The sequence below is a fragment of the Luteimonas sp. gir genome, from assembly GCF_037198055.1.
Classification (GTDB): Bacteria; Pseudomonadota; Gammaproteobacteria; order Xanthomonadales; family Xanthomonadaceae; genus Luteimonas; species Luteimonas citri_A.
On record NZ_JBBAXQ010000005.1, the window covers coordinates 133,439 to 157,088 of the forward strand.

The following is a 23,650-nucleotide window of genomic DNA, read 5'->3' on the forward strand; positions in this document are numbered from 1 at the left end:
TATCACCCGCATTTTCCACGCCCCGTGCAGCGGGGCGCCGATGAAACCGTCCTCCGGCAGGGTCCGCATCGTCGGCGGTCGCTGGCGCGGCACACGGCTGGACGTGCCCGACGCGCCGGGCCTGCGTCCGACCGGCGACCGCGTGCGCGAGACCCTGTTCAACTGGCTGCAGCCGGCATTGCCGGGCGCGCGCGTGGTCGATGCGTTCGCCGGCACCGGCGCGCTCGGGTTGGAGGCGGTCTCGCGCGGGGCGCGCTCGGCCCTGTTGATCGAGCGCGACCCGGCCCTGGCCGCCGCGCTGTCGGCGGTCGCCGCCCGTCTGCCTGGCGGGGAGGCGGTCGACGTCCGTCGGGGCGACGCGTTGCCGCTGCTCGCAGCGCTGCCGGCGGCGGGCTTCGATGTCGCTTTCGTCGACCCGCCGTTCGCCGCCGACCTGTGGACGCCGGCGCTGGCTGCGCTCGATGCCGCCCTCGCGCCGCAGGCCTGGTTGTACGTCGAGTCGCCGGTGGCGCGGCCGGCGCAGGCGCCCGCCGGCTGGCGCCTGCATCGGGAACTGTCGACCCGCGAGGCGCATTGCGCGCTCTGGCGCCGGGACGGCTGAACCGCGCCCGGCGCTGCTACACTTTGCGCCCGCGCCACGCCGCACCCCTGCCTCCCGACAGCGAACGTCAGCCATGAGTGCGAGTCGCAAACGCATCGCGGTGTATCCGGGCACCTTCGACCCGATCACCAACGGCCATGTCGACCTGGTCGACCGGGCGGCACCGCTGTTCGAACGCCTGATCGTGGGCGTGGCCGAAAGCCCGGCCAAACGCCCGGCGATGTCGCTCGACGAACGCGTGTCGCTGGCGCGCGAGGCGCTGGCCCATCACGACAACATCGAGGTCATCGGCTTCGACTCGTTGCTCGCGCATTTCGTCGCCAAGGTCGAGGCCGGGGTGCTGCTTCGCGGCCTGCGCGCGGTGTCGGACTTCGAGTACGAGTTCCAGTTGGCGAGCATGAACCGGCACCTCATTCCCGAGGTCGAGACGCTGTTTCTCACGCCGGCCGAGCAGTACGGCTTCATCTCCTCCACGCTGGTGCGCGAGATCTCGCGCCTCGGCGGCGACGTGTCGGGGTTCGTGCCCGCCGCGGTCGATCGCGCACTGCGCAACCACTCGCAACGCTGACGTTGCCCATCCAAACGCAAGAGAAACAAGAGGGAATGCCATGAAGTCCATCACCCGCGCGCTGCTGATCGCCTGCCTGGTCCTGCCAGTCATCGCCTGCGGCAAGAAGGAAGAAACCCAGCAGGCGCAGGCCGCGCCGGTGGCGGCCCCGACCACCGAGGACAAGGCGGCGTGGAACGCCTACCTCAACGAGGTCGCCAGCCGCCACATGGAAGGCATCAACAACTCGCCCTACGTCTACCTGGTGCCGCCGCCGCCGGCCAACGTGGCCGAGGCGCCGCCGGCCGACGCCCAGACCCCGGCCGATGGCGAGGCTGCGGACCTGTCCACCCCGGTCGACGGCAACTACGAGCGCCTGCTCGACAAGGCCAAGCTGGACGTGGCGCGCGGCATCGTGCGCGGCAACCTGCTGATCTACGCCGGGCTGAATTCGGCGCGCACCGCCGACCTGACGGTCGCCTCGTTCGCGGAAGTCGAGCCGGGCACGATGAAGGGCGTGCGCGTGCTGTTCATCGGCGAGGAAGCCGACAACGCCCGCGTGAAGGCCGCCGTCGAGCCGGCCGGCGTGGAGTACGTGTTCGTCGACACCGCCAAGTAAGCCCCAGGGCGCCGGCCTGGCCGGCGCTCTCGAGCCACACGACGCCGTCGTTGCCCGTTCGGGCACGGCGGCGTCGCTGTTTCCGGGGGCGGCGAGTGTGCCGCACCTACTGGGCGACCCGGTTCCAGCGATGGAACGCCGCGCGCCGCCGCACTCACTACAATGTGCCGATGTCCCTGAAGATCAATGCGCTCTGCGTCAACTGCGACGTCTGCGAGCCGGCGTGCCCGAACCAGGCGATTTCGCAGGGCGAAGAGATTTACGTGATCGATCCGGCGCGCTGCACCGAGTGCGTCGGACACTTCGACGAACCGCAGTGCGTGGTGGTGTGCCCGGTGGAGTGCATCGACCCCGATCCCGATCTTCCCGAAACCCAGGCCGAGTTGCTGGCCAAGCTCGCGCGCCTGCAGCAGGAGTCGTCATGAGCCGTTCCCGTGTCCCCGCTGCCGGCTTGCCGGCGCTGCTGCTCTCGCTATTGCTGTTGGCGGTCGCCCCGTCGTGTGCGCGCGACGTCCGTCCGCAGTCCGCACCGGTCGCAGCGCAGACGCAGGCGACGCCGCCCGGCAACGCGGTCGCCTCGGCGCATGCGCTGGCCACCGAGGCCGGCCTGCAGGTGATGCGCGAAGGCGGCAACGCGTTCGACGCCGCGATCGCGACCTCGGCCGTGCTGTCGGTCGTCGAGCCGATCTCCTCGGGCCTGGGCGGCGGTGGTTTCTTCCTGCTGCACGATGCGGCATCCGGGCGCGACGTGTTCATCGACGCGCGCGAGACCGCGCCGGCCAGCGCCCACCCCGATCGCTATCGGACCGCGGATGGCCAGTTCGACCGCGATCGTGCCGAGAACGGCCCCTGGTCGGCCGGCATTCCCGGCCTGCCGGCCGCGTTCGTGCACATCGCCGAGCGCTACGGCCGGCTGCCGCTGGCGCAGTCGCTGGCCCCGGCGATCCGGATCGCCGAAGACGGGTTCCCGGTCTATGCCCGGTTCGCGCGCGGCTACCAGTCGCGGCGCGAGGTCATGGAGCGGTACCCGGGCACGCGCGCGGTGTTTCTGGCCGGCGGCCGAGCGCCGCAGGAGGGCGATCTGTTCCGCCAGCCGGAGCTGGCGCAGACGCTGCGGCTGCTCGCCGAGCGCGGGTTCGACGGCTTCTATCGCGGACCGACCGGCGAGAAGCTGGTGGCCGGGGTCAATGCCGAGGGCGGGCAGTGGACCGCCGAGGACCTGGCTGGATACCGGGTCGTCGAGCGGGCGCCGATCCGCTTCCAGTACCACGACTGGACGGTGACGACCGCGCCGCCGCCGTCGTCGGGCGGCATCGCGATGGCGCAGATGCTGCAGATCCTCGAACCCTATGATCTGCCGGCGCTCGACGATGCCGCGCGCACGCATCTGGTCGTCGAGTCGATGCGTCGCGCGTTCCGCGACCGCACGTTCTACCTGGGCGATCCGGATTTTGTGAAGATCCCCGAGCGCACGCTGCTCAGCCGCGACTACGCCGCTGGCCTGCGCGCGACGATCAATCCGGCCAAGGCCACCCCCAGCGACTTGCTGTCGGGCGATCCCACGCCGCTGGAGGACGAGGAGACCACACACTTCTCGATCGTCGATGCCGCCGGCAACCGCGCCGCGGTCACCCAGACAGTGAATCTGCTGTTCGGCAGCGGCCTGGTCGCGCCCGGCACCGGGGTGCTGCTCAACAACGAGATGGATGACTTCGCACTGCAGCCCGGCGTGCCCAACGCATTCGGGGTCATGGGCTTCGATGCCAATGCGCCGCGGCCGGGCAAGCGCCCGCTGAGCTCGATGACGCCGACCTTCCTCGAGTCGCCCGACCGCGTCGCGGTGCTGGGCACGCCCGGCGGCAGCCGGATCATCACGATGGTGCTGCTGGGCGTACTCGGCTACGACGCCGGACTCGACGCCCAGGCCGTCGCGGCGCTGCCGCGCTATCACCACCAGTGGATGCCCGATGCGATCTCGGCCGAGTCCAATGCGTTCTCCGCCGACACCGCGGCGCGATTGCGCGCGATGGGCCATACGGTCGACCTACCGGGCGACCGCGCGGCTGGCGGCCGCGGTTCGAGCCACGTGTGGGGTAATCTGCAGACCGTGCTGTGGAACCGTGCCGACGGCACGCTGACCGGCGGCAGCGACCCGCGCAATCCGGTGGGCGCAGCGAAGGTCGAGCCGGCTGCAGGCAACCGTAACGCGCGTCCCGAACACACACGCCCCCGGGGAATGGACACCATGGAGCCCACACGATGACCCCACGTATTGCGTTGTTGATCGCATCGCTGCATGTCGTGCTGTACGTCGCGCTGTCGGTGCGGGTGGCGCTGCACCGTGCCAGTGCCAAGGTCGGCATCGGCACCGGTGGCGACCCGGTGCTCGCGCGCAAGGTCCGCGTGCAGGCCAACTTCGGTGAGTACGTGCCGCTGGCCCTGCTGATGCTGGCGCTGCTCGAACTCGCCGCATTCGATCCCCGGCTGCTGTGGACCCTCGGGCTGGGGCTGTTGCTGGCGCGTGTGTTGCACGCCGTCGGGCTCGGCGGCTCGGCCGGCTATTCGATCGGCCGCTTCGGTGGCGCGATGCTGACCTTCGCGCTGCTGCTGACGATGGCCGGGCTGGGTATCTGGCGTTTCGTCGCGGTGGCGACGCTGGCCTAGAAGGCGCTACCCCGCGGGATCGCACTGCGGCACCTTGCGATGAGCCGAGCTTGTGCAAATGGCTCCGGGCACCATCGACAATCGAAAGCAAACCCAAAGCTTATTTACTGTTTGGGCCGCAACGATCTTGCGCAGGTGGCGATGTAGATGCGGCCAAATTGAGTTCGAAAACGCCTTCTCGCGTACGCTTCCCTTACAGGTCAGCCGAACTGGGCAACTAGGAAATCCACGAAGCTGCGTAGCTTTGGCGACCGATAGCGGTCCGCCGGATAGACCACATGCATCGGCCGGGCCGGTGGTTCGTATTCGGGTAGCAACTGCACCAGGCGCCCGGCCCGCATGTCTGCCTCCAGCAGGATCGTCGGCTGCAGCACGATGCCCAGGCCGTGCAGCGCGGCAACCCGCAGCGCCTGGCCGTGGTTCACTTGCAGCCGCCCCGAGATCGGAATGCGAGGAGCTCGGTCTGCGTCCGTGATACGCCAATGCCTCAACGCGGCGGGGTTGAACGACAGGCAGTCGTGGTGCTCCAGATCGACCGGTGTCCTCGGGACGCCGCGACGAGCCAGGTAGTCGGGCGATGCGCAAATCATCAGTCGGTAGGGAGACAGCGGCTTGGCGATCAGCGCCGAATCCGGCAACTGGCCGATGCGCACGGCCACCTCGAAGCCATCCTCGACCAGATCGACAAGCCGGTCGCTCAAGACCAGATCAATATCGACCTGCGGGTGGCGGTCGAGGTACGTCGGTAGGGCCGGCACCAGCACTTCGGTGCCGAAGGTCACAGGCGCGCTGATGCGCAGCCTGCCCGCGGGCGCCAGTTGCAGCGTCTGCGCCTGCGCGTCGGTCTCGGCCACCAGGCGCAGGATCTCCTTGCAGCGCAAGTAGTAGTCCTCGCCGAACTCGGTCAGGTGCTGCCGTCGCGTCGTGCGGACAAGCAACTGCATGCCGAGGCGTTTTTCTAGCCCGCGCAGGTGATTGCCCGCCATCGTCGCGGACATGCCACTTGCGGCCGCAGCGGCGCTCAGGCTCCCTTTCTCCACAGCCAGGACGTATATCCGCATGCTGTTCAGTAGGTCCATTATCCAGTGGCGCTTTAGAATCAATAAAGTGTTCGAGAGTTTATCTCCCCTGATTTGTCAGTAAAGATGCCTCCTGTTCGTGGCGTCATCGTGCGCGTGCCGAGGGACCGCAGCTTTCGGCGACGGTCGGCTCCGTCCGCGCCCCCCATCCGATCGACACAGGAGCCATCATGGATTCACAGATCGCCGGGCGCGCAGCGCTCGTCTCCGGTGCTAGCGCCGGCATCGGTGCCGGGATCGTCCGTGTCCTGGCCGGGCACGGCGTCCGGCTCGCCGTTACGGCACGCCGGCGCGAACGCCTCGCGCAACTGGCCGATCAGATCATCGCGACGGGAGCTTGCGCGCCGGTCATCATCAGTGGCGACGTGACAGATTCGCGCCAGGCGGCGCGCATCGTCGCCGATGCGGTGGCTGCGCTTGGCCCCATCGACATCCTCGTTAACAGCGCCGGCGGGTCGCGCCCGACGCGTCCCGACGCCCCGGACTGCGATTGGGACGAGGCGCTTGCGCTAAATTTCACCGCCGCACGACGGATGACTCAGGCAGTGCTGCCGTCGATGCTGGAGCGGCGCTGCGGTCGCGTCATCAACCTCAGTGGTTCGATGGAGCCGCGTTCGCTCAACGCTGCCACTGCGGCCAAGGCAGCGCTACACCTCTGGGCCAAGGGTCTGTCCTGTGACGTGGCGGCGCAGGGGATCACCATCAACACGATCGCGCCCGGCCGCATCCATAGCGAGCAGATCCTCGACACCCTGCATCCAACCGAGGAAAGCCGGCGCGACTTCATCGAACGCCACATTCCCATTGGCTACTTTGGCGAGCCTGAGGACGTCGGCCACTTGGTCGCCTTCCTGGCGTCGCCGCAGGCGCGCTACATCACCGGCGCCGTGATCCCCATCGACGGCGGCATGCACGGCTTCGCGCACTGAACATCCACCCGCACCCACCTTGCTTCTGGAGGGACTGGCCGCGCTCGCACGCAATGCACGGCGCATCGCTTAGTCGGCAAGATGGCACTGATGACCGGCGGCGGTGCCTGTATGGACGGAGCGGTCGCCGTGGGCCGTGGGCTGCGAAGGCGCGAACGTGGTGATCGTCAGGTGTTGCCTCGCTGAGTTGCAGCGTCGCTGAGAAGATTGCCGGTGCGTGTCAGCCCGCCGTGTCCTGTCGACGAGCGTGCACCACCATGCGCAGATGACGTTCCTCGTCGATCGTCAGCATCGTGTGCTCGAACGGCACCGGCGCGCCGTCTACACACAGCCGGCGCTCGCCGCTGCAGGGCGCGCCGGCATCGTGGTGTGCCCACCAGGCCGCGAACTCCGGCGATACCTGACGCAGGTTATCGACCAGGGCCTGGGCGTCGGCATCCTGTGCGCCGCGGGCGTAGTCGCGCCGAAAGCTCGAGAGCATGGCGCGGGCCTGGACGTCCCAGTCGACGAGGCGCGTGCGCATGGCCTCATCGGCGAACAGCAGCCAGAGCAGGTTGCGCCGTTCGGGCGGATGCGCGCCGAAGCCGAACAGCGCGTCGGCCGGCGCATTGAATGCCAGCACGTCCCAGCGCAGGTTGAGCACATGCACCGCGTGCGGAGCGAGGTCGTCCATCAAGCGCCGGACCAGGGGCGGGACCTGACAGAACGTGCGCCCGGGCTCGGCCGGCGGCCGCGCATGCGCGAGCAGATACAGGTGCCGCCGCTCGGCGGCGTCGAGCCGCAGCACCCGCGCCAGGTTGTCGAGGAACGTGGACGAGACGCCGATGTCGCGCCCTTGCTCCAGCCACGTGTACCAACTCAGGCCGACCCCGGCGAGCGCGGCGACCTCTTCGCGGCGCAGGCCCGGCGTGCGCCTGCGGCCGCCGTTCTGCAGGCCGACATCGCCCGGCGACAGGCGTGCGCGGCAGGTCCGCAGGAAGCTCGACAGTTCGGGGCGGGCGCGTTGCAGGCGGCTCATCAATCGGGCACCGGTTGCTTGTAGTAACAGTATCAATGGACAAATTGTAACCGGATAGGTGCGACGCCAGACTCCGGCTCCCCCGTTCGGACTCCCCGTCATGCCCGATTGCCGCGCCCCTGCGTCCTCGTCTGTTGCGACCGCTGCCGATGTGGCCGTGGCGGCGCCGGCCCGGCCCCCGTGGCTCGGCCTGGCCGTGCTGCTGCTCGCCGGCTTCGTCACGATCTTCGACCTGTTCGTGGTCAATGTCGCGATCCCGTCGATGCAGGCCACGCTCGATGCGAGCCTGGCGCAGGTGGGACTGGTGGTCGCCGGTTACGAACTGGCCTTTGGTGTGCTGCTGATCGCAGGCGGCCGGCTCGGCGACCGCCATGGCCGCCGCCGGCTGTTCGTGGTCGGCATGGCGGGGTTTGCGCTGGCGTCGGCGTTGTGCGGACTGGCGCCCGACGCCAGCGTGCTGATCGCCGCGCGGGTGCTGCAGGGGCTGGCGGCCGCGTTGCTGTTCCCGCAGGTCTATGCCTCGATCCGGGTGCATTTCGAGGGGACGGCCGCTCGCCGCGCGTTCGGCCTGCTCGGCATGACGCTGGGCCTGGCCGCGATCGCCGGTCAGGTACTGGGCGGCTGGTTGGTGCATGCCGACATCGGCGGCCTGGGCTGGCGCACGATCTTCCTGATCAACGTCCCGATCGGCGTGCTGGCGATCGCGATGGCACGCCTGGTGCCCGAATCGCGAGCGCCCGAGCGCCCTACGCTCGACTGGGGCGGCGTCGCCTTGGTGAGTACCGGGCTGGGATTGTGGCTGGTGCCCTTGCTGGAAGGACCCGCTCACGGCTGGCCGGCGTGGATGCTGATCGCGCTGGTGGCCGGTGCCGTCCTGCTGGCCGTGTTCGCGCGACAGCAGGTCCGACGCCGTCTGCGCGGTCAGGACCCGTTAGTCGACATGCGCCTGCTGTGCGATCGGCAGTTCGCCGTCGGTGGCCTGCTGGTGCTGCTGGTCTACTCGACTTCGAGTTCGTTCTTCCTGTGCTTTGCGTTGCTGGTGCAATCGGGGTTCGGACTCGGCCCGTTGGCGGCCGGCCTGTTGTTCGCGCCGTGCAGCGTGGGCTTCGTGCTCGCTTCGCTGTCGGCGCCGCGGCTGGTGGCCCGCTTCGGTTCGGTGGCACTGGCGGTCGCTGCGGTGGTCTACGCGGCTTCGCTGGCCTGGCTCGTCGGCAAGGTGCACAGCGCGGGCGGGGCGCTGTCGCCTGGGCATCTGGTGCCGACGCTGGTCGTCGTCGGCGCCGCGCAGGGGCTGATCATGACGCCGCTGCTCAACCTCGTACTCGGCACGGTCGATGCGGCACGCGCGGGCATGGCCTCGGGCGTGATCTCGACGCTGCAGCAGGTCGGCGCGGCGTTTGGCGTGGCGATCGTCGGCATGGTATTCGGCGCGGCGCTGTCGGGCGCTGTCGGCGACGACCTGCGTGCGCGTTACGCCGACGCCTTCGTCGCCGGCATGGCCTGCAACGTCGCGGCGGCGTGTGTCGCCGCGCTGCTGCTGTACCGGATGGCGCGCAGCGGCGGGCCGGGCAGTGGGACGCTGCCATCGAGGAGTTGATGGACGATGTCGCGGCAGCCGGTCGGGGTGGTTAGCGTTCGTCGGCAAGCCGACGCACGCGTCATTCGCCCGCTATTGACGCGCGGCGGTCTAGCTTCGGATTCGACCAGTAACGGCGAGGCCGGCATGTTCAATGTGATCCGCGTGGCGCCGGATCGGATCGACGTCGAGATCGACGGGCGGTTCGACCGGGAGACGATGGCGGCGCTGATCGATGCGTTCGTCGAGGCGGCGGACGGCATCGACGGCGGCGCGATGCTCTATCGCGTGCGCGATGTCGACTTGCCGTCGTTCGGTGCGGTCGCAGTCGAATTCTCGCGGTTGCCGGCGCTGCTGCGCGCGGTGCGGCGTTTCGATCGCATCGCAGTGGTCGCCGAATCGCTGTGGATCCGCCGCCTCTCGGAACTGGAAGGGCTGCTGGTGCCGGGCGTCGAGGTCCGCGGTTTCACGCCCGAATGCGCCGGTGACGGCCAGACGTGGTTGCGCGAGCGATAAGGGCGCCACGCGTTCGGCTCGGTGATGGCGCACCGCAGCAAGCATGTTCGGCGACAAGTGGCTACAGTGCCTGCACCGCCGATTGACGCCGAGCGCGCCCATGCCGCTGCCTGCTCCAAGCCGTGCTGTTTTTTTTGGCCCCAGTAATGGTAGCGCTAACTTTTCTGCGCCGGAGGCGCGCGCATGAGCCTCGTCGCCGGCCTCGATCTCGGCACGCAGAGCATCAAGCTCGTGGTCTACGACCCGGCATCGCGGCAGGTGCTGGCGACGCAGGGGCGGGCGTTGGATCTGATCGCCGGCGACGACGGCAGCCGCGAGCAGCACCCGTCCGACTGGCTCGACGCGATCCGCGCTTGTTTCGCCGCAGTCGACCCGGCACTGCGCGCGCGTATCGCCGCGCTCGGCGTTTCGGGCCAGCAGCACGGCTTCGTGCCGCTCGATGCAGAAGGGCAGGTGCTGGCGCCGGCCAAGCTGTGGTGCGATACCAGCACCAGCGCGCAATGCGCGCCGATCATGGACGCCGTCGGCGGCGTGGCGGCCTGCATCGCACAGGCCGGCAATCCGATCCTGGCAGGCTATACCGCGTCCAAGTTGCCTTGGACGAAGATCCATCGGCCGGAGGTCTACGCCAAGCTGGCGGCGATCGCGTTGCCGCACGACTACGTCAATAGTTGGCTGACCGGCGCGCGCTGGATGGAGCACGGCGATGCGTCGGGCACCGGCTGGCTCGACGTCCGCACGCGGACCTGGTCGTCGGCGCTGTTGCAGGCGACCGACCCCGAGCGCGACCTGTCGGCCTGCCTGCCACCGCTGGTCGAGGCCGATGCGCTGTTCCCCGTCCGGCCCGAGATCGCCGCCGAACTCGGGCTGTCGCCGCAATTGCGGGTATCGACCGGTGGCGGCGACAACATGATGGCGGCGATCGGCACGGGCTGCGTGGTACCGGGGCGGCTGGCGATGAGCCTGGGCACCTCGGGCACGTTGTTCGCCTACAGCGACACGCCGGTGGTGTCGGACTCGGGCGCCTGGGCCGCGTTCTGCGACTCGACCGGGGGCTGGCTGCCGCTGATCTGCACGATGAACTGCACGGTGGCGACCGAGCAGGTCGCACGGATGTTCGGCTTTGCGACGCGCGAGGGCGATGCGCATATCGACGCGACCGCGCCGGGCGCCAGCGGGCTGACCTTGCTGCCGTTCTTCAACGGCGAGCGCACGCCCGACCTGCCGTTGGGACGCGGCGTGCTGACCGGCCTGACGGCGCACAACATGGACGCCGCGCACCTGTACCGCGCTGCGATGGAAGGCGCGACCTACAGCCTGAAATACGGCTTCGACGCGTTCGTGTCGGCCGGCATGGCGTTCGATCGCGTCGTGCTGACCGGTGGCGGCGCCAACAGCGCGGCCTGGCGGCAGCTGGTCGCCGACGTGTTCGCGCTGCCGGTGGATGTGCCGGTGCAGGGCGAGGGTGCGGCGTTCGGTGCGGCGCTGCAGGCGCTGTGGGCGCTCGGCCGCGCGCAGGGCGATGCGACGTCGATGGCAGCGCTGGCCGCCGCGCATGTCGCCACTGATCCCGCGCGTGCATGCACGCCCGAGCCGCGCCGCGCACCGGCCTACCGCGCCGCCTACCGGCGCTTCACCGATCACCTCGACGCAGTGCGGCCGCTGTACGCCGCGCCGGCCGCGTAGGCGCGAGCGCCTGCCGATCCGTCCTTTCCACTTCAACACGGGACCGCATATGACCACGACCCCCTTCATCGGCAGCCGGGAGTACTTCCCCGGCATCGGCCAGATCCCATTCGAGGGCAGGACTTCCGACAATCCGCTGGCCTTCAAGGTCTATGACGCCGGCAAGAAGATCGGCGGCAAGACGATGGCCGAGCACCTGCGTTTTGCGGTGTGCTACTGGCACACGTTCTGCAACGCCGGCGCCGATCCGTTCGGACCGGGCACGCGGCGCTTTCCGTGGGACGGCGGCGCGCCGCTGGCGGCGGCCGAGGCCAAGCTCGATGCCGCGTTCGAGTTCTTCACCAAGCTCGGCGTGCCGTACTGGTGCTTCCACGACGTGGACCTGGCGCCCGACGCCGACGACATCGGCGCGTACGAAAAGAATCTCAAGCACATGGTCGCGTTGGCCAAGGAACGCCAGGCCGCGACCGGCATGAAGTTGCTGTGGGGCACGGCGAATCTGTTTTCGCACCCGCGCTACATGAACGGTGCCTCGACCAACCCGGATTTCGCGGTGGTCGCGCGGGCGGCGGTGCAGGTCAAGGCGGCGCTGGAGGCGACCGTGGAGCTGGGTGGCGAGCACTACGTGTTCTGGGGCGGCCGCGAAGGCTATGCCAGCCTGCACAACACCGACATGCAGCGCGAGCTGGCGCATTTCGCGCGGTTCCTGACGATGGCGCGCGACTACGGACGCAGCATCGGGCTCAAGGGCAATTTCCTGATCGAGCCCAAGCCGATGGAGCCGATGAAGCACCAGTACGACTTCGACAGCGCGACCTGCGCCGGCTTTCTGAAGGCGCACGGGCTGGACAAGGATTTCAAGCTCAACATCGAGGCCAACCACGCGACCCTGTCCGGGCACACCTTCGAGCACGACCTGCAGGTGGCCTCCGACCACGGTCTGCTCGGCAGTATCGACGCCAACCGCGGCAATGCGCAGAACGGATGGGATACCGACCAGTTCCCGACCGACCTGTACGACACCGTCGGCGCGATGCTGGTGGTGCTGCGCCAGGGCGGTCTAGAAGGCGGCCTGAACTTCGACGCCAAGCCGCGCCGCGAATCGACGGACATGGAAGACCTGTTCATCGCGCACATCGGCGGCATGGATGCGTTCGCGCGCGGCCTTGAAGTGGCGTATGCGCTGCTGCACGCGTCGCCGTGGGAGCAATGGCGACGCGATCGCTATGCCAGCTTCGATGGTGGCGACGGCCAGGCGTTCGAGCAGGGCAGGCTGTCACTGACCGACCTGCATGCGATCGCCGCCAAGGCGGGTGAGCCGCAGCAGCGCAGCGGCCGCCAGGAGGCCTACGAGAACCTGCTCAACCAGTACCTGCTGCGCTGAGCCCGATGCGCCGTCGGCCCGCCACCGCGAACATCCTGACCGGCGCGCCCACCGGGCGCGCCGCGAGCGGGCAGGGCGCGTTACTTCTTCTTCGGCGGAGCGGCGACCGAGTCGCGCGCAATCAAGCGGTGCGGCACCACCCGGTCGGTGAGCACGCGGGTGCTGGCGTCGTTGCGGCGGATGCAGCGCAGCAGCACGTCGATCGCGGTATCGGCCATCGAGGCGATCGGCTGGTGCATCGTCGTGAGCTCGGGCCAGACCGTGGTCGCGGCCGAGGTGTCGTCGAAGCCGACGACCGACAGATCGCGCGGCACGTCGAGCCCGCGACGATGCGCGACCGAGATCGCCGCGGCGGCCATGTCGTCGTTGCTGGCGAAGATCGCGCTCGGCGGCTTGCGATGGCCCAGCAGTTTCTCGGCCGCCTTCAGCCCCGAGCGGTAGGTGTAGTCGCCCTGGTGCACCAGTGTGGGGTCGTAGGCGATGCCGGCGTCCTCGAGCGCGGCCTGGAAGCCCTGGAAACGCCGGGTGCTCGCGCTGAGGTCGGCGCGGCCCTTGATGAACCCGATCCGGGTGTGGCCGCGTTCGATCAGGTGTTCGGTCATCTCCTTGCCGGCGCGGAAGTCGTCGATGCGCACGCAGGAGATGTCGTCGCTGAAGCGGCCCGACGCGATCGCGACGACCGGGATGCCGGCGCGCACGAACTCGGTCACCGCGGCGCGCGATTCGCACAGCGGCGGCGGCAGGATCACCGCGTCCACGCGCTTGCCCATCGCTCGGGCGGCCTTGCGCTCGGCTTCGGCGTCGAGATCGTCCCAGTAGTCGACCACCAGTTGGATCGGTGTGCGCGAGGCGACGCGCAGCAGGCCGAGCAGCAGTTCGCGCAGATAGGCACCGCTGGGGTTGGTGTAGATCAGCGCGATGCGGGTGTGCTGCGCGGCGGCGAGCGAACTGGCCGCCAGATTGGGGGTGTAGTTGAGTTCGCGCACCGCGCGCGTGACCCGCTCGCGGGTGGTGTCGCGCACCTTGCCCTGGCCATTGATGACCCGCGAGACGGTCATCGGCGAGACACCGGCCAGTGCGGCGACCTCGTCGATGGTGACGCCACGGGTCTTGCGGCGGACCGATTTTTTCGGCTTGTCCAAAAGCGTTCCTTCGTCCGGACGGCGGTGTGCAGGCCCCGTCCGCAAGGCTAAGGGAACTGGAGTGAAGCCGTCCAAGGGGAGGTGATGGGATGTCGGGGATGTTACCGCTAACTATCTGGTTCCGCGACTGGATCCGGCCGGTGTGGCCGGCGGCGGTGCTGGCGCTGGTCGCGCTCGTCGGCCCGGTGCCGGCGCAGGCCGAGGACGGATATGCCCTGTGGCTGCGCTATGCCCAGGCCGGGGCCGAACGCGGACCCGAGGCGCCGCGGGTCTCGCAACTGGCGATCGCCGAGGCGACGCCGACCCAGCGCGCGACGCGCGACGAACTGCTGCGCGGCCTGCAGGGGTTGCAGGGGCAGGCGCCCGCCGTGGTCGGCCGCGTCGGCCGCCCCGACGCGTTATTGGTGGGCACGCCGCAGTCGCTGCCGGCGATCGCCCGGCTGGCGCTGGACCTGGGCGACCTCGGCCAGGCGGGCTACCTGATCCGTTCGATGTCCGTGGACGGGCATCCGGCGACGGTCATCGCGGCCAACACCGATGTCGGCGCGCTCTACGGCGCGTTCGCGTTCCTGCGCCTGATGCAGACCGACCAGCCGATCGCCGATCTCGACCTGCGTCAGGCGCCGCGGATCGAACGCCGGGTGCTCAACCATTGGGACGACCTCGACCGCCACGTCGAGCGCGGCTACGCCGGTCAGTCGATCTGGGACTGGCACCGGCTGCCGGGTTGGCGCGACCCGCGCTATACCGACTACGCCCGCGCCAACGCCTCGATCGGTATCAACGGCACCGTGCTCAACAACGTCAATGCCAACGCTGACGTGCTGACGCCGATGTACCTGGAGAAGGTGGCCACGCTGGCGGACATCTTCCGGCCGTGGGGCATTCGGGTGTACCTGTCCGCGCGCTTCAGCGCCCCGATCGAGATCGGTGGGCTTGAGACTGCCGACCCGCTGGACCCGGCAGTCCAGCGCTGGTGGCGGGCCAAGGCCGACGAGATCTATGCGGCGATCCCGGACTTCGGCGGCTTCCTGGTCAAGGCCAACTCCGAGGGCCAGCCCGGCCCGCAGGACTACGGCCGCTCGCATGCCGACGGCGCCAACCTGCTGGCCGATGCGCTGGCGCCGCACGGCGGCATCGTGATGTGGCGGGCGTTCGTCTATTCCCACGACGAACCCGAGGACCGCCACAAACAGGCCTACACCGAGTTCGTGCCGCACGACGGCGCGTTCCGCGACAACGTGATCGTGCAGGTCAAGAACGGCGCGATCGATTTCCAGCCGCGTGAACCGTTCCATCCACTGTTCGGCGCGATGCCGAAGACGCCGCTGATGATGGAGTTCCAGATCACCAAGGAGTACCTCGGCTTCTCCACGCATCTGGCCTACCTCGGGCCGCTGTACGAAGAGGTGCTGCGCGCCGATACCCAGGTGCGGGGGGAGGGCTCGACCGTCGCGCGGGTGATCGACGGCTCGCTGGACCGTGATGTGCCCGGCAGAAGCGCGCTGACCGGTATCGCCGGTGTCGCCAACATCGGCAGCGACCGCAACTGGAGCGGCTCGCATTTCGACCAGGCCAACTGGTACGCCTACGGGCGTCTGGCATGGGACCCGATGCGGGCCTCGCGCGAGATCGCCGAGGAATGGACCCGCATGACGTTCGGCAACGCCCCGGGCGTGGTCGAACCGATCGTCGGCATGATGATGGGCTCGCGCGAGGCGGTGGTCGACTACACCGGTGCGCTCGGACTGCATCACCTGATGGGCCGCGGCCATCATTACGGCCCCGGCCCCTGGGTCGAGGGTGGCCCGCGTGCGGATTGGACCTCGGTCTACTACCACCGCGCCACTCGTGAGGGCATCGGCTTCGACCGCAGCCGCCGCGGCAGCGATGCGGTCTCGCAATATGCGCCGCCAGTGGCGGATGTGTTCGACGATCCCGACCGCGTGCCCGAAACGTTGCTGCTGTGGTTCCACCATGTGCCCTGGGATCGTCCGATGGCCTCGGGGCGCCCGTTGTGGGACGAGCTGGTGCAGCGCTACGACCGCGGCGTCGCCACGGTGCGCGACATGCGCAGCACCTGGGATGGACTCGCGGGCCGTCTCGATGCCGAGCGGCATGCGCAGGTGGCCGCCTTCCTCGCGATCCAGGAACAGGAGGCGCAGTGGTGGCGCGACGCCAGCATTGCGTACTTCCAATCGATCTCCGGTCGCCCGCTTCCCGCAGGCACCGCAGCGCCGGCGCATCCGCTGGCGTACTACCAGTCGCTTGAGTTTCCGCACGCACCGGGAGATACCCGATGAACGGCCGCCCCCACCCAACCCTCCCCCGCAAACGGGGGAGGGCAATCGAGCACTCTGCACAGGGCAGGGTGCAAACAACCGAGCACCCCGCACAGATCTGGAAGCGGGCAATCGAGCATTTCGCACAGGGCCGGATGCGGGCGATCAAACGCCCCGTCCAAGAACAGGGGCAAGCAAGCGGGCCCTTCGCCCACGATTGGCGAAGGGCAATCGAGCACCCTGCGCAGGACTGCGGGCGCGCAATCGAGCATCCCATTGGTCCGTCGACGCCGGCTTTCGCGCACCTCCCCCGCGTGCGGGGGAGGTCGGCGCCGCAGGCGCCGGGTGGGGGCGGGGGCCTTGCACGCATTGCGTGCCTGCTTGTGCTGCTCGCCCTCGCACCGCTTGTCCACGCCGACACGCGCGAGGCGGCGTTGCTGCATCCGTTGATCCAGGACCACGCCGTCCTCCAGCGCGACCGCCCCGTGCGCCTGCAGGGCGAGGCGCCGGCCGGCACGGTCGTCCACCTCACGCTGGCGGACCGCCGTGCGCAGGCGCGCGCCGATGCCGACGGCCATTGGCAGGCCGAACTGCCGGCGTTGCCGGCCGGCGGTCCCCACACCTTGACCGTCCGCGCAGGCGAGACCACCCGGACCGTCCGCGACCTGCTGGTCGGCGACGTCTGGCTGTGCGCGGGCCAATCGAACATGGAGTTGCAGGTCTGGCGTTCGCTCGATGCCCGCGCCGAGATCGCAGGCGCCGATGCGCCTGACATCCGCTTGCTGACCGTGCCGCAGGTGAGCAGCCCGGTCCCCTTGGCACGCTTCACCGAGCCCGTCGCCTGGCAACCGGTCATGCCGGAGAGCGTGCGCGACTTTTCGGCCGCCTGTTACTACTTCGCCCGCGAACTGCGCAAGACCGTGGACGTGCCGATGGGGCTGATCGAGGCCGCGTGGGGCGGTTCGCGTATCCAGGCCTGGACCAGCGGCGAGGCGCTGCGTGCGGGTGGCCAGCCGGGCGAGGACCTCGATGTGCTCGCGCTCTACCACGACGACCCGATGCAGGCGGCCGCGCGCTGGGGCGAGCGCTGGTCCGCGTGGTGGTTGCAGGCGCCGGGTGTGTCCGCCGACGACCGGCCCTGGACGGATACCGTGTCCGGTGACTGGCGCGACGCTCCGCACGCGCTTGGCGCGTGGGAGCGCTGGGGCGTGCCCGAACTGGCGACGTTCGACGGCATGGTCTGGTACCGGACATCGGTACGTCTGACCGACGCGCAGGCGGCGCAGGACGCCACGCTGCTGCTCGGTCCCGCCGACGAGATGGATCTGACCTGGGTCAACGGCACCGCGGTGGGCAGCAGCTACGGCGCCGGTACCCCGCGCGAGTACCCGCTGCCGCATGGTCTGCTGCGCGCAGGCGAGAACACGATCGTTGTCAACGTGCTCGACACCTACCGCGAGGGCGGCCTGGCCGGGCCGGCGTCCGTGCACCGGCTGCGGCTGGCCGACGGCGCGGTCGTGCCGCTCGACCCCGGCTGGCGTTACCGCATCGTGCCGCCGGAAACCGGCGCACCGCCGCGTGCGCCCTGGCAATCCGCGGCCGGCCTGTCGACGCTGTACAACGGGATGATCGCGCCACTGGGTGGCCCTGCGGTGCGGGGCGTGGTCTGGTACCAGGGCGAAGCGAACACAGGCGAGGCCGGCGCCTACGCAGACCAGCTGCGTGGCCTGCGCGACGACTGGCGCACGCGCTTGGGCGATCCGCGGTTGCCCTTGCTGGTGGTGCAGTTACCCAACTACGGTGCGGCGACCGAGGCGCCGGGCGAGAGCGGTTGGGCGACGCTGCGCGAAGCGCAACGCCGGGTCGCCGCCGAGCCGCACGCAGCGCTTGCGGTGACCATCGACTTGGGCGAGGCCGACGACATCCATCCGGCCAACAAGCAGGCGATCGGTCGCCGGCTCGCGCGCGCTGCACGCCACGCGGTCTACGGCGAGACGCTGACGCCGAGCGGCCCGGTGCCGCGCAGTGCGCGGCGCGAGGCCGGCGCAGTCGTGGTGACGTTCGATGCGGTCGACGGCGGCCTGGTCGCTTACGGCGCGCCAGGACCGGTCGGCTTCGAACTGTGCGGTGCGGACACCGGCAGTTGTCGCTGGGCGCAGGCCGTTCTCGAAGGCGACCGCGTGCGTCTGCACGCGCCGGACGTCGCCGCGCCGGTGCGGGTGCGCTACGCCTGGGCCGACAACCCGCTGGTCAATCTGTTCGACCGCGCTGGCCAGCCGCCGGGGCCGTTCGAGATCGAGATCCGTTGACATCCAGAGCCTTCCCCCCGCGTGCGGGGAAAGGTGCCGAAGGCGGATGGGGGCCCGTCGCAGGCGCGGCAGATGCCCTCATCCGCCACCACCATCGCATCCAGAGCCGCCCACATGTCCGTCCACACCGAACCCAGCCGTCACAGCAGCCGTCACGATCGCGAGATCGTCGAGGCACGCGTCATCGTCACCTGTCCCGGCCGCAACTTCGTCACGCTCAAGATCGTCACCCGCTCGGGCATCTACGGCCTGGGCGATGCCACGCTCAACGGCCGCGAGCTCGCGGTCGCATCCTACCTGCAGGACCACGTGGTGCCGAATCTGATCGGCCGCGATGCCGGCCGCATCGAGGATCTATGGCAGTTCCTGTACCGCGGTGCGTATTGGCGGCGCGGGCCGGTGACGATGACCGCGATTGCCGCGGTCGATGTCGCGCTGTGGGACATCCTGGGCAAGATGGCCGGTATGCCGCTGTATCAGTTGCTCGGCGGCCGCTCGCGAGAGGGCGCGCTGGTCTATGCGCATGCCAACGGCCGCGACATTGCCGAGGCCAGCGACGAGGTCGGCATGTATCTCGAACGCGGTTTCCTCGCCGTGCGCGCCCAGTGCGGCGTGCCGGGCGTCAAGAAGGCCTACGGCATCTCCACAGCCGGAAAACCCTACGAGCCGGCCGAAAGCGAACTGCCGGCCGAGACCGTCTGGAACACGCCGCGCTACCTGGAGACGGCACCGAGGCTGTTCGAGCAGTTGCGCGCCGACCACGGCAACACGGTCGAGCTGTTGCACGACGTCCATCATCGGCTCTCGCCCGTCGAAGCGGCGCGCCTGGCCCGCGATGTCGAGCCCTATCGGCTGTTCTGGCTCGAGGATGCGACCCCGGCTGAGCATCAAGCTTCGTTCGAACTGATCCGCCAGCATTCGGTCACCCCGCTCGCGGTGGGCGAGGTGTTCAACTCGATCTGGGACTGCAAGCACCTGATCGAGCGGCAGTTGATCGACTACATCCGCACGACGATCGTCCACGGCGGCGGCATCACCCACATCCGCCGCCTCGCCGATTTCGCCGGCCTGCACCAGGTGCGCACCGGCTTCCACGGCGCGACCGACCTGTCGCCGGTCACGATGGGGGCGGCGCTGCATTTCGATACTTGGGTGCCGAATTTCGGCATCCAGGAATACATGTTCCATGGCGAGGAGATCCTGGCAGTGTTCCCACACGATTACGCATTCCGCGCCGGCCGGCTGCATGTGGGCGACACGCCCGGGCACGGCGTCGACATCGACGAGGCGCTGGCCGCGAAGTACCCGTACACGCCCAAGCAACTGCCGGTCGCGCGCCTGGAAGACGGCGGGATGTGGGACTGGTGATGGGCGCGCCGACAACGGGGCCGTCCCCACGCGTCTCCCCGCATGGCTGGCTGCGCGCACTTGCGGCCGGCCTGCTGGTCGCGATCGTTGCAGCGCCGGTCATCGCCGCGGACCGGCCCGATCCCGAGCCCGTGCTGTTCGACTGGTTCGAGTACAGCGGAAGCGACCGTGCGTTCGACGCGCCGCTGCCGGCTGGTCACTTCCGCAACCCGATTCTCGCCGGCTTCCATTCCGACCCGAGCATCGTCGCGGCCAACGGGAAGTTCTACCTGGTCGCGTCGACCTTCACCTACTTCCCGGGCATCCCGATCTTCGAAAGCGAGGACCTGGTGCACTGGACCCAGATCGGCAATGCGATCCATCGTCCCGACCAGCTCGACTTCGACGGCCTGGGCCTGTCGCGCGGCGTGTTCGCGCCGACGATCGAGTATCACGACGGCACGTTTTATGTGGTCAATACCGCGGTCGATGCCGGCGGCAACTTCATCGTCACCGCCACCGATCCGGCGGGGCCCTGGTCGGACCCGGTCTGGCTGCCCGGCATCGGCGGCATCGACCCGTCGCTGTTCTTCGACGACGACGGCCGTGCCTACCTCCTCAACAACGACGCGCCGGACGGGCCGGTGCGCTACGACGGCCACCGCGCCATCTGGCTGCAGGCGATCGACATCGCGACGCTGACGCCGTTCGGTCCACGCAAGGTGTTGATCGACGGCGGCGTCAAACCCGAAGACAACCCGATCTGGATCGAGGGCCCGCACCTGTACAAGGTCGACGGCTGGTACTACCTCAACAACGCCGAAGGCGGCACCGGCCCGCAACATTCGCAGGTGATTCTGCGCAGCCGCGACGTCTGGGGACCCTACACGCCGTACGAAAACAATCCGATCCTGACCCAGCGCGACCTGCCGCCCGAGCGGGCGTTGCCGGTGACCAACGCCGGCCACGCCGATCTGGTCCAGGGACCGGACGGCAGCTGGTGGGCGGTGTTCCTGGCCAGCCGCAACTACGACGTGCGCCACTACAACACCGGGCGCGAGACGTTCCTGCTGCCGGTGACCTGGACCGACGGCTGGCCGACGATCCTGCCGCCGGACACGCCGATTCCCTATGCGCTGCCCGCGCCATCGTGGATGTCACGCGAGGCCGATCAGGCGCCGATGAGCGGCAACTTCACCTGGCGCGACGAATTCGACGGGCCCGTGCTCGACCCGGCATGGATGTTCGTACGCGTGCCCAAGCGCGACTGGGCCGATCTCGCCTCCCGCTCCGGGAAGCTTGCGATCCACCCCGGACGTGACGGCCTGGACACGCTGGGCAACCCCTCGTTCCTCGCACGCCGCCAGCAGCATCTCGGCTTCGAGGCCAGCACCGCACTGGCGATACCGGCCGCAGGCATCGTGGGCGGGCTCGCCGCATTCCAGAGCGGCAATCACTGGTACCTGCTCGGTGTGCGGCGCGATGCCGACGATGGCGCCGTGGTGTTCGTCGAACGGGCGGCCGGTGTCGATCAGCCGGCACGGATCATCGCGCAGCACACCATCGCGCGGGCCGCGGATCTGCGGCTGAAGGTGGCCGGCGATGCGGGACGCATCGGGTTCGCGTGGGCCGCCGACGACGGCGACTGGCAATGGCTGCTGCGCGATGCCGACGCCACCTTGCTGAGCACCGACCATGCCGGCGGCTTCGTCGGCGTCACCCTGGGCCCGTACGCGCGCGACGAACGATGAGCCGGGGCCGACTGTCCGAGACCCTGCTCGCAACGCTGCCACCCGCGGTCGCGCGGCCGACCTTCGATCGCGCCGCGACCCGGATCGGCATCGTGCATCTGGGGGCGGGCGCCTTCCATCGTGCACACCAGGTGGTGTACTTCGATGATGCGCTGGCGCTCGACCCCAACTGGGCCGTGTGTGCGGTGTCGCTGCGCAACCCCGATGTGCGCGACGCGCTGCGTCCGCAGGACGGCTTGTACACGCTTGCGATCCTGGGGCAGACGCCACGACTGCGCGTCATCGGCGCACTGCGCGAAGTGCTATGCGCCCGCGACGAGGCCGCGGCCGTGCTCGCGCGCCTCGCCGATCCTGCCGTCCGTCTGGTCACGCTGACCGTGACCGAGAAAGGCTACTGCCTGGCCGGCGACGGCCTGGACCTCAGCCATCCCGACATCGTCCACGACCTCGCGACGCCCGACGCGCCGGTCAGTGCGATCGGCCATGTCGTCGCCGGCCTCGCGCGTCGTCGCGCAGCCGGGCTGGCACCGTACACCGTGCTCAGTTGCGACAACCTTGCCGACAATGGCGTGCGCCTGCGTCGCGCCGTGCTCGCGTTCGCCGAACGTACCGACCCGGCGCTCGCCGCGTGGATCGACGCCGAGGTCGCGTTTCCGCGCTCGATGGTCGACAGCATCACCCCGGCCACCGACGACAAGTTGCGCACCCGCGTGGCCGATGCGCTCGGCCTGGAGGATGCCTGGCCAGTCCAGCGCGAGCCCTACACGCAGTGGGTCGTGGAGGACCACTTCTGCAACGGGCGCCCGCCGCTGGAACGGGTCGGCGTGACCCTCAGCGACGACATCGCCGGCTTCGACCGCGCCAAGCTGCGCCTGCTCAACGGCCCGCACAGCGCGCTTGCCTACCTCGGCCTGCTGCTGGACATCGAGACCGTCACCGACGCGATGCGCTATCCCGGCCTGGCCGCCTTCGTCGCGAGACTGATGCGCGAAGACATCGCGCCGACGCTGAGCGTGCCGGCCGCGTTGGACCTGGACGCCTACATCAACGCGATCCTGGCGCGCTTCCGCAATCCGGCCATCGCCCATCGTCTGGCCCAGATCGCCTGGGACGGCAGCCAGAAACTGCCCGTGCGCCTGCTCGGCACGATCCGCGATGCGCTGGCGGCCGGCCGATCCATCGATCGCCTGTCCCTGCCGATCGCCGCGTGGATGCACTTCGTGCGGCGGCAGGCACACGCCGGTGTCGCGCTGGTCGACCCGATGGCCGACACTCTGGCGCAGATCGGTCGAGAGGCGACCGGCGACGCGCATGCCGATGTGGCGCGGTTCCTAGCGCTGCGGGAAGTGTTCGCAGGTGTGGCAGAGGCGCCGACCATCGTCGATGCGATCGAACGGGGCTATGCAGCGCTTGCGCATGATCCGGCTGAGGCCGTGGCGCGCTAGGACCGATTGCCAATAGTCGGCGATGACGCGCCCGCCGCCGATGTCGCGGTAGGCAATGCCGTAGGTCGCGCGCGGTCCAGCTCAGAACGTGACCTTGACCGAGTCTGCGCTGTAGGTGGCCGGGCCGTGGTAGACGACTTCGATGTTGTTGCCATCGGGGTCGAGCACGAAGGCGCCGTAATAGCCCGGGTGGTACGGGCGTTCGCCGGGCGGGCCGTTATCGGTGCCGCCCGCCGCGATGGCGGCAGTGTGGAAGGCGTCGACGGTCGCGGGATCGCGCGCTTGGAATGCGAGGTGATGCCGACCGGTCAGCTGACCGGCGGCGGCTTGGCTGCTGGCGGTGGAGATGAACAGTTCATCGGCCCAGAAGTAGTCCGGGCCCTCGCCGGCGATCGGAATGCCGATGCTGTCGAATACCGCTTGGTAGAAGCGGCGGCTGGCGGCCAGATCGCGCACCACGAGTTGCAGGTGATCGATCAATCGGCCGCGGTGCAGTTCCATCGTTTCCATAGACACCTCGCGACAAGGCAACGGGCAGGAGAGGGCGTTGGCGAGGCGATCATGCCAGCTGCGCCATGGCTGCGCACAACTGGGTCCCGGATGTGCTGCCAGCGGCGAGTCGAGGCCCGTCCGGAGGGACGTTGTACGGCCTTGGCACACGTGCGCATCTGGCGCATTCGGCCAGACGGGAGTGCCTGCCCGCTTCCGTCTGAAGAGCACCTATGGGGCCGTGCGCGTCAGCCTCGGAGCGCGCA

20 protein-coding genes are annotated in these 23,650 nt (G+C 69.4%); 16 read left to right on the forward strand and 4 right to left on the reverse strand.

The window, feature by feature from the left end:
- The first annotated feature begins 40 nt into the window (after positions 1 to 40).
- The 6 genes from rsmD to WAF18_RS09290 all read left to right on the forward strand — a co-directional run bounded on the left by rsmD (position 41) and on the right by WAF18_RS09290 (position 4,431).
- On the forward strand, positions 41 to 601 hold the full coding sequence (gene rsmD / locus WAF18_RS09265; protein WP_337244837.1) for a 16S rRNA (guanine(966)-N(2))-methyltransferase RsmD: 561 nt from the start codon (positions 41 to 43) through the stop codon (positions 599 to 601).
- A 73-nt stretch (positions 602 to 674) separates the two neighbouring features.
- Positions 675 to 1,169, forward strand: a complete 495-nt coding sequence (gene coaD, locus WAF18_RS09270; protein ID WP_183425918.1) for a pantetheine-phosphate adenylyltransferase — start codon at positions 675 to 677, stop codon at positions 1,167 to 1,169.
- Between the two features lie 40 nt (positions 1,170 to 1,209).
- Positions 1,210 to 1,767, forward strand: coding sequence for a hypothetical protein (locus tag WAF18_RS09275; RefSeq protein WP_337244838.1), 558 nt, complete (start codon positions 1,210 to 1,212; stop codon positions 1,765 to 1,767).
- A gap of 170 nt (positions 1,768 to 1,937) precedes the next feature.
- The gene (locus tag WAF18_RS09280; protein ID WP_183425916.1) at positions 1,938 to 2,192 is read left to right on the forward strand and encodes a YfhL family 4Fe-4S dicluster ferredoxin; all 255 of its coding nucleotides are present in this window, start codon (positions 1,938 to 1,940) and stop codon (positions 2,190 to 2,192) included.
- Complete coding sequence (ggt, locus tag WAF18_RS09285) at positions 2,189 to 4,030, forward strand: gamma-glutamyltransferase (protein ID WP_337244839.1); 1,842 nt, start codon at positions 2,189 to 2,191, stop codon at positions 4,028 to 4,030. The genes WAF18_RS09280 and ggt overlap by 4 nt, the downstream gene beginning before the upstream one ends.
- The gene (locus WAF18_RS09290; RefSeq protein WP_337244840.1) at positions 4,027 to 4,431 is read left to right on the forward strand and encodes an MAPEG family protein; all 405 of its coding nucleotides are present in this window, start codon (positions 4,027 to 4,029) and stop codon (positions 4,429 to 4,431) included. Before ggt ends, WAF18_RS09290 begins: the two co-directional genes overlap by 4 nt.
- A gap of 200 nt (positions 4,432 to 4,631) precedes the next feature.
- On the opposite strand, the gene WAF18_RS09295 is transcribed toward WAF18_RS09290, so the two are convergent.
- Complete coding sequence (locus tag WAF18_RS09295; protein WP_337244841.1) at positions 4,632 to 5,510, reverse strand: LysR family transcriptional regulator; 879 nt, start codon at positions 5,508 to 5,510, stop codon at positions 4,632 to 4,634.
- Positions 5,511 to 5,680: 170 nt separating this feature from the next.
- Here WAF18_RS09295 and WAF18_RS09300 point away from each other — a divergent pair, with 170 nt between their 5' ends.
- Positions 5,681 to 6,439: an SDR family oxidoreductase gene (locus tag WAF18_RS09300; RefSeq protein WP_337244842.1), complete on the forward strand. Its 759-nt coding sequence runs from the start codon at positions 5,681 to 5,683 to the stop codon at positions 6,437 to 6,439.
- A gap of 220 nt (positions 6,440 to 6,659) precedes the next feature.
- Here the strand turns inward: WAF18_RS09300 and WAF18_RS09305 are convergent, their stop codons facing one another.
- Complete coding sequence (locus tag WAF18_RS09305; RefSeq protein WP_337244843.1) at positions 6,660 to 7,457, reverse strand: helix-turn-helix transcriptional regulator; 798 nt, start codon at positions 7,455 to 7,457, stop codon at positions 6,660 to 6,662.
- A gap of 100 nt (positions 7,458 to 7,557) precedes the next feature.
- Between WAF18_RS09305 and WAF18_RS09310 the strand changes: the two genes are divergently transcribed.
- The 4 genes from WAF18_RS09310 to xylA all read left to right on the forward strand — a co-directional run bounded on the left by WAF18_RS09310 (position 7,558) and on the right by xylA (position 12,619).
- Positions 7,558 to 9,054 (forward strand): MFS transporter, encoded by a 1,497-nt coding sequence (locus tag WAF18_RS09310; RefSeq protein WP_337244844.1) that lies wholly within the window; start codon positions 7,558 to 7,560, stop codon positions 9,052 to 9,054.
- Positions 9,055 to 9,180: 126 nt separating this feature from the next.
- On the forward strand, positions 9,181 to 9,549 hold the full coding sequence (locus WAF18_RS09315) for an STAS/SEC14 domain-containing protein (RefSeq protein ID WP_337244845.1): 369 nt from the start codon (positions 9,181 to 9,183) through the stop codon (positions 9,547 to 9,549).
- A gap of 183 nt (positions 9,550 to 9,732) precedes the next feature.
- Positions 9,733 to 11,235 (forward strand): xylulokinase, encoded by a 1,503-nt coding sequence (xylB, locus tag WAF18_RS09320; protein ID WP_337244846.1) that lies wholly within the window; start codon positions 9,733 to 9,735, stop codon positions 11,233 to 11,235.
- Between the two features lie 49 nt (positions 11,236 to 11,284).
- On the forward strand, positions 11,285 to 12,619 hold the full coding sequence (gene xylA / locus WAF18_RS09325; protein WP_337244847.1) for a xylose isomerase: 1,335 nt from the start codon (positions 11,285 to 11,287) through the stop codon (positions 12,617 to 12,619).
- Positions 12,620 to 12,699: 80 nt separating this feature from the next.
- Here the strand turns inward: xylA and WAF18_RS09330 are convergent, their stop codons facing one another.
- Positions 12,700 to 13,761, reverse strand: coding sequence for a LacI family DNA-binding transcriptional regulator (locus WAF18_RS09330; protein ID WP_337244848.1), 1,062 nt, complete (start codon positions 13,759 to 13,761; stop codon positions 12,700 to 12,702).
- Positions 13,762 to 13,859: 98 nt separating this feature from the next.
- Here WAF18_RS09330 and WAF18_RS09335 point away from each other — a divergent pair, with 98 nt between their 5' ends.
- The 5 genes from WAF18_RS09335 (at position 13,860) to WAF18_RS09355 (ending at position 22,895) form a co-directional block, all read left to right on the forward strand.
- Complete coding sequence (locus WAF18_RS09335) at positions 13,860 to 16,064, forward strand: alpha-glucuronidase family glycosyl hydrolase (RefSeq protein WP_337244889.1); 2,205 nt, start codon at positions 13,860 to 13,862, stop codon at positions 16,062 to 16,064.
- Positions 16,065 to 16,426: 362 nt separating this feature from the next.
- Positions 16,427 to 18,352: a sialate O-acetylesterase gene (locus tag WAF18_RS09340; RefSeq protein WP_337244849.1), complete on the forward strand. Its 1,926-nt coding sequence runs from the start codon at positions 16,427 to 16,429 to the stop codon at positions 18,350 to 18,352.
- 114 nt (positions 18,353 to 18,466) lie between these two features.
- Positions 18,467 to 19,720: a D-mannonate dehydratase ManD gene (gene manD / locus WAF18_RS09345; protein ID WP_337244850.1), complete on the forward strand. Its 1,254-nt coding sequence runs from the start codon at positions 18,467 to 18,469 to the stop codon at positions 19,718 to 19,720.
- A gap of 50 nt (positions 19,721 to 19,770) precedes the next feature.
- A complete protein-coding gene (locus tag WAF18_RS09350; RefSeq protein ID WP_337244890.1) occupies positions 19,771 to 21,450 on the forward strand; it encodes a glycoside hydrolase family 43 protein in 1,680 nt (559 codons plus the stop codon).
- Positions 21,447 to 22,895: a mannitol dehydrogenase family protein gene (locus tag WAF18_RS09355; RefSeq protein ID WP_337244851.1), complete on the forward strand. Its 1,449-nt coding sequence runs from the start codon at positions 21,447 to 21,449 to the stop codon at positions 22,893 to 22,895. The genes WAF18_RS09350 and WAF18_RS09355 overlap by 4 nt, the downstream gene beginning before the upstream one ends.
- An 81-nt stretch (positions 22,896 to 22,976) precedes the next feature.
- Here the strand turns inward: WAF18_RS09355 and WAF18_RS09360 are convergent, their stop codons facing one another.
- Positions 22,977 to 23,405, reverse strand: a complete 429-nt coding sequence (locus tag WAF18_RS09360; RefSeq protein ID WP_337244852.1) for a VOC family protein — start codon at positions 23,403 to 23,405, stop codon at positions 22,977 to 22,979.
- Positions 23,406 to 23,650 lie beyond the last annotated feature (245 nt).

Coding starts and splice junctions, on each gene's coding strand:
- manD (WP_337244850.1), top strand. CDS start 18,467: ATGTCCGTCCACACCGAACCCAGCCGTCACAGCAGCCGTCACGATCGC.
- rsmD (WP_337244837.1), top strand. CDS start 41: ATGAAACCGTCCTCCGGCAGGGTCCGCATCGTCGGCGGTCGCTGGCGC.
- WAF18_RS09355 (WP_337244851.1), top strand. CDS start 21,447: ATGAGCCGGGGCCGACTGTCCGAGACCCTGCTCGCAACGCTGCCACCC.
- WAF18_RS09315 (WP_337244845.1), top strand. CDS start 9,181: ATGTTCAATGTGATCCGCGTGGCGCCGGATCGGATCGACGTCGAGATC.
- WAF18_RS09310 (WP_337244844.1), top strand. CDS start 7,558: ATGCCCGATTGCCGCGCCCCTGCGTCCTCGTCTGTTGCGACCGCTGCC.
- WAF18_RS09335 (WP_337244889.1), top strand. CDS start 13,860: ATGTTACCGCTAACTATCTGGTTCCGCGACTGGATCCGGCCGGTGTGG.
- WAF18_RS09300 (WP_337244842.1), top strand. CDS start 5,681: ATGGATTCACAGATCGCCGGGCGCGCAGCGCTCGTCTCCGGTGCTAGC.
- WAF18_RS09290 (WP_337244840.1), top strand. CDS start 4,027: ATGACCCCACGTATTGCGTTGTTGATCGCATCGCTGCATGTCGTGCTG.
- WAF18_RS09280 (WP_183425916.1), top strand. CDS start 1,938: ATGTCCCTGAAGATCAATGCGCTCTGCGTCAACTGCGACGTCTGCGAG.
- ggt (WP_337244839.1), top strand. CDS start 2,189: ATGAGCCGTTCCCGTGTCCCCGCTGCCGGCTTGCCGGCGCTGCTGCTC.
- coaD (WP_183425918.1), top strand. CDS start 675: ATGAGTGCGAGTCGCAAACGCATCGCGGTGTATCCGGGCACCTTCGAC.
- WAF18_RS09275 (WP_337244838.1), top strand. CDS start 1,210: ATGAAGTCCATCACCCGCGCGCTGCTGATCGCCTGCCTGGTCCTGCCA.
- xylA (WP_337244847.1), top strand. CDS start 11,285: ATGACCACGACCCCCTTCATCGGCAGCCGGGAGTACTTCCCCGGCATC.
- WAF18_RS09295 (WP_337244841.1), bottom strand. CDS start 5,510: ATGGACCTACTGAACAGCATGCGGATATACGTCCTGGCTGTGGAGAAA.
- WAF18_RS09360 (WP_337244852.1), bottom strand. CDS start 23,405: ATGGAAACGATGGAACTGCACCGCGGCCGATTGATCGATCACCTGCAA.
- WAF18_RS09305 (WP_337244843.1), bottom strand. CDS start 7,457: ATGAGCCGCCTGCAACGCGCCCGCCCCGAACTGTCGAGCTTCCTGCGG.
- xylB (WP_337244846.1), top strand. CDS start 9,733: ATGAGCCTCGTCGCCGGCCTCGATCTCGGCACGCAGAGCATCAAGCTC.